Consider the following 4,910-nt stretch of genomic DNA (forward strand, 5'->3'; position numbering starts at 1 on the left):
CGCACGCCTCCTGCCCTCACTCGCCCAAGTCCTGCACTGGTCCCACTGGCGGCGACGAGCACAACACCGAGCCCGCGTCAGCCACTACAAACGACGAGGCCACAGCCCCTGACTGAACCCTCGTCACTACAAGCACGGTTGCAGTACTAGCGGGCTCGTCCGCAGTGGCCGGAGCAGCGCTCGCCGCCGCCTACGCCCTGGGCATCCTCATCGACCGGGCAGCCGATACCGCCCTCACGCCGCACCGCCGTCGGCTGCGCACCCGCTTCTTCCCCTCCAACACCGCCTACGCCCAAGCACGCTTGCGCCTGGCCGACTTCCCGGTCTTGGCAGCCCGGGCGGACTACGCGCGCTCCCGCATGCGGATCTGCCGCGGATGGGCCCTTAACACCCTGGCCCTGGCCCTCACTGCGGTCCTGGCCATGCTGCGCTACTCCTTCGAGCACCGCCTGCTCATCCTCTGCCCGGTCGGTGAGTACGGGCCGTACCCGGAGAACCTGCGGGCGCACTTCGAGGGCGTCGTGTGGCGGTTCAGGAACGGTGCGAAATGGCGGGAGTTGCCCGAACGATTCGGACACTGGTCCACCGTTTACGGCCGGTTTCGGCAGTGGCGGGATGCTGGGGTGTTCACCGCGGTGTTCCAGGGCGCGATAGCCGAGGCGGCGAAGCGGGGCCTGGTGGACTTGTCGCTGGTCAGCGTGGACTCGACCACGGTCCGGGCCCATCATGATGCTGCCGGGATGATCGTGGAGCCCGAGATCCTGGACGCGTTGGAGAAGGCCGCCGCGGAAAAGGGGGCGCCAGCCAGGAACAAGACGGGCAACTGGACCCGGAGCGGGAAGAACGACGACGCGTGAGGCGTCGCCACAGGGCCCGACTCGCCGCTGCTGCCCTGGGACGTTCCCGTGGCGGACTGACCACCAAGACGCATCTGTCCTGTGTGCCGCAATGCCTGCCCCTCTCGCTCAAGCTCACTGCGGGGCAAGCCGGAGACAGTCCGCAGTTCATCCCCGTCCTTCACAAGATCCGCGTCCCCGGCCCGGTCGGTCGGCCCCGCACCCGGCCCGACGCAGTCGCGGGCGATAAGGCGTACTCGTCCCGCCAGAACCGCTCCCACCTGCGCAAACGTGGGATCAAAGCGGTCATCCCCGAGAAGAAGGATCAGGCCGCCCACCGCAAGAACCGCGGCTCACGCGGCGGACGGCCCGTCAGTTGGGACAAGCAGCTGTACAAGCTCCGCAACAGCGTCGAACGCACCATCAACAAGATCAAGGACTGGCGCGGTCTCGCTGTCCGCTACGACAAAAAGCCTGAAAGCTACCAGGCCGGACTCGAATTATGCGCCAGCCTCCTCTGGATCCGACACCTCGGATCACAGCCTTGATCACAACTCCACACAGGCCCTAGAAGATCTACCGCTGGGCTGCGTGTTCGCCGTTTTGCGGCCGCCGCGCATCCAGGGCGCGCGACGATGAACGGTGATGCCGGGAAATGAGCCTGTTGGAGGATGCCGTGGAGAAAGTCGTGATCGGCGCTGACCATGTGCACACTGCGGCCACGGTCCGCCGTCGGCAGCGCACGTTCGTGCCGCCGTCCGAGTTGCACTCGCACCTCGCGACCAAGGACGACACCGCTCTGCTGGACCAGCTGTTCTACGCGACGGTGGACGAATGCCCTGATCCCAACTGCCGCCCGCTCCTCCTCGACCGCGTCGCGGCCGATGCGACCGCGACGCGCAAGCTGGTCAACTGGGCCTGCAATATCGCCTCCGAGATGTACGGCGGGCTTCCCGCGGAGCTGGTGGACGAAGACGAGGCGGCGACAACCGTCTTCCACCCCTCACCCCTCTTCTGCCGACTCGCCGCGGAATACCACAATCCCGGGTCGGCCTTCGATACCGTGTATGCCACGTATGAAACCGCTCAGCGCCGTCAGGTGGCAGACAATGCTGTCGCTCTGGTCGACGGATTCCAGGTGTGGTGGACCGACTTCCTCTACCAGTGACACCCGCCCGCCCCACTCCTGCGAACCTTCCGCAAATGCTCCCGAGGACCCACCTGATGGCCATCGACCCCAGCTCTGTCGTCCCGGACACCTGCACTCCCGGGGCCAGCACCTTCGCGTCTGTCCGCCGTACGCTGCGCTCCGATCAGCAGGCGGCGGTGGACAGCGGGGTACGCGGTCTGAGGAAGCCCGGGAGTCGCGGGCACATGGTCTCCGCGTGCGGAACGGGCAAGACATTGATCGCGCTGCGGACGGCCGAGGCTCTCGGCATCCAGTTCCTGCTGGTGGTAGTGCCCTCCAGGGATCTGATCGCGCAGTGGGCGGCAGCGGCCCGCACAGACGGCAGGACCGAGTCGTTGATGGCGGTGTCGTCGCTCAACGCGGACAGGCATCCCGTGTTGGCCGAGGCAGGCGCGAGCAGTACGGGGTCGGGGGAGTACCTGGCGTACTGGTTGGCCCAGCGTGCCAAGAAGGACGCGCCGGCGACCGTGTTCGTGACCCTCGACTCGCTTCGGCGGATCGAGGAGATCCAGCACTCCGCCTTCCCGGCTCCGGTCTTCGATCTCGCGATCGTGGATGAGGCGCACCGTACCGCGGGCAGCTGGGACAAGGAGTGGACGGTGATCCACGACTCCTCCCGGATCCGCACGGAGCGCCGCCTGTATCTGACTGCGACGCCGTATGAGTGGGAGGCGCCGCGCCTGACTGAGGCCCCTGATGCCCGCCCGCGCCCGAAGCGCACCCCCCAAACCGCACCGGCGTGGGAGTCCCCGTCCCTGATCGCCTCGATGGACGATCCGAAGGTGTTCGGCCCTCGCCTGCACACCTACACCCACGCGGCTGCGATCGAGGACGGCGTCCTGGCCGACTACCAGCTCCTCGTCCCCACCATCACCGACACCGATCTGCGCACGCTCCTGACCGACCCCGACGGCGCGCACACCGGTTTCGCCCCGACCGCGCGCCGGACGACTGCTCTGCACCTGGCGGTCCTCAAAGCGATGACCGAGCACGACCTCAAGCATGTGATCGTCTACTTCCAGCAGGTCGCCGACGCCGCGGACTTCGCCCGCCAGTTCGGCCACACCCTGCGCACCCTCCCGCCTGAGCAGCGTCCCTCCTGGGCTGGCACCCTGTCCGTCTCGTCGATCAACGGTAACCACACACCTGATCAGCGCGCGAAACTCCTCGACCGCTTCGCGAAGGCCGACCGTGCTGTGATCACCAACGCTCAGGTCCTGTCCGAGGGGATCGACCTGCCGGCCGTCGACGCGATCGTCTTCGCCTCACGCACCGAGAGCGTGCGCCGGATCGTCCAGGCCCTGGGCCGCGCCCTGCGTAAACCCCCCACCGTCGACGTGAAGACCGCGAGCCTGGTCATCCCCGCCTACACCCCACCCGACTCCGACCCTACCGACCTCCTCGACACCCCCTACGAAGCCCTCTGGCTGATCACCGCAGCACTGCGCCACCACGACCAGACCATCGCCGCCCGCGCCCCGCGCAAGACCACCACGCACCGCCTGGACAGTGCCACGCACCGCCTGATCACCCGCCGGTTCCGCTTCGACTTCACCCTCGCCCCCCACGCGATCGCCAAAGCGATGGACCTGCTGGCCTGGCCCTCTACCGGCGCGGTGCTCTCCGCACCCCGCCGCGCTGGCCTGGCCGCCGCCACCCGCTACCACACAGAACACGGCCACCTGAAGGTTCCGGTCGACTACACCGACGCCTACGGCTACCGCCTGGGAGTCTTCATCGCAGGCCAGCGCACCGCCCACCGCCGAGGCACCCTGACTGCCGACTGGAGTGCTGAACTCGACGCACTCGGCATGATCTGGGACGAGCACGAAGCCGCCTTCGAGGGCAACATGACCCTCATCGAGGCCTCCCACGCCGAACACGGCCACCTCGCCATCCCTGCCCAGGATCCCGGCGGCCAGTTCCTCGTCGACCAACGCGGCCTCGCCCGCAAAGGCCAACTCCCAAAGCCCCGCCACACGCGTCTGACCGCCCTCGACCCCGACTGGCTCCTCCCGCACGGACCCGACTGGCACCGCAAATACCACCTCCTGGCCCGCCACCTCCAGACCGGACACGACCCCGCAACTCTGCGCCGCGACACCGTGATTGACGGCGTGAAAGCTGGCACCTGGCTGCACCGCCAACTCACCACCTGGAGCACTCTCGACGACGGCCAACGCCACCTCCTGGCCCGCCTCGGCCTCACCCCCAACCACATCACCCTGACCACGACGAAGACCACCACCCCCGCCACACCCAGCACTCCCAGAACCAGGAAACGCCGCTCCTTCGAACAGACAGCCACCCTGCTGCGCGCCTTCGTGGAACGGCACGGCCGTCCTCCTGGCGCCCGGGAGGAGATCGACGTTGACGGAGAGCGCGTGATGATCGGCCCCTGGCTCTGCAAGACCCGCACCGCCCAGAAGAACGGCCAACTCTCCGAGAACAGAAGCCAGTTGATCCAGAGCATCCTCCGCGAAGCCGACGTCGTTCCTCCGGAAGAGGAGCGCCCCGGATTCTCAGAGATCCCGTAACTTTTCTGCTCGCAATTCCACTAAGGAAGCACCCCGGAAGTGCTACTGTGGGGGCTCCAGCAGGGGAGACACTCAGGTTCGGAGGGAGCGTCCCTCGCCGCAGAGTACGACCCGTATCCGCGTGATTCCCGGTTCTGCAAACCCAACAGCCCTGACGCACCCTCACCGCTGCAGCCAGCCGCAGGAGTTCGCGGAGCGAACTCCGCCGAGAGACCGCGGAGCGGGATCTCAATCGGCCACGAAGTGGCCGGCTTACGTCACGGAGTGACGTAGTGTCAGCAATGCGGAGCATTGCGATGTATCCGTCGCGTAGCGACGGCGCGTCGTCTTCGCGGAGCGAAGCGCGCG

2 protein-coding genes and 1 pseudogene are annotated in these 4,910 nt (G+C 67.4%); all 3 read left to right on the top strand.

Features of this window, described 5'->3' with window-relative positions:
• The first annotated feature begins 422 nt into the window (after positions 1-422).
• Positions 423-1,384, top strand: a pseudogene (locus tag ACIQ7D_RS37355) (IS5 family transposase).
• A 107-nt stretch (positions 1,385-1,491) separates the two neighbouring features.
• The gene (locus ACIQ7D_RS37360; RefSeq protein ID WP_403945728.1) at positions 1,492-2,004 is read left to right on the top strand and encodes a hypothetical protein; all 513 of its coding nucleotides are present in this window, start codon (positions 1,492-1,494) and stop codon (positions 2,002-2,004) included.
• 56 nt (positions 2,005-2,060) lie between these two features.
• Positions 2,061-4,562 (top strand): Helicase associated domain protein, encoded by a 2,502-nt coding sequence (locus tag ACIQ7D_RS37365; RefSeq protein WP_403945730.1) that lies wholly within the window; start codon positions 2,061-2,063, stop codon positions 4,560-4,562.
• Positions 4,563-4,910: the final 348 nt, after the last annotated feature.

The sequence above is a fragment of the Streptomyces sp. NPDC096310 genome (assembly GCF_044763125.1).
Classification (GTDB): domain Bacteria; phylum Actinomycetota; class Actinomycetes; order Streptomycetales; family Streptomycetaceae; genus Streptomyces.

Coding starts and splice junctions, on each gene's coding strand:
- ACIQ7D_RS37360 (WP_403945728.1), top strand. CDS start 1,492: ATGAGCCTGTTGGAGGATGCCGTGGAGAAAGTCGTGATCGGCGCTGAC.
- ACIQ7D_RS37365 (WP_403945730.1), top strand. CDS start 2,061: ATGGCCATCGACCCCAGCTCTGTCGTCCCGGACACCTGCACTCCCGGG.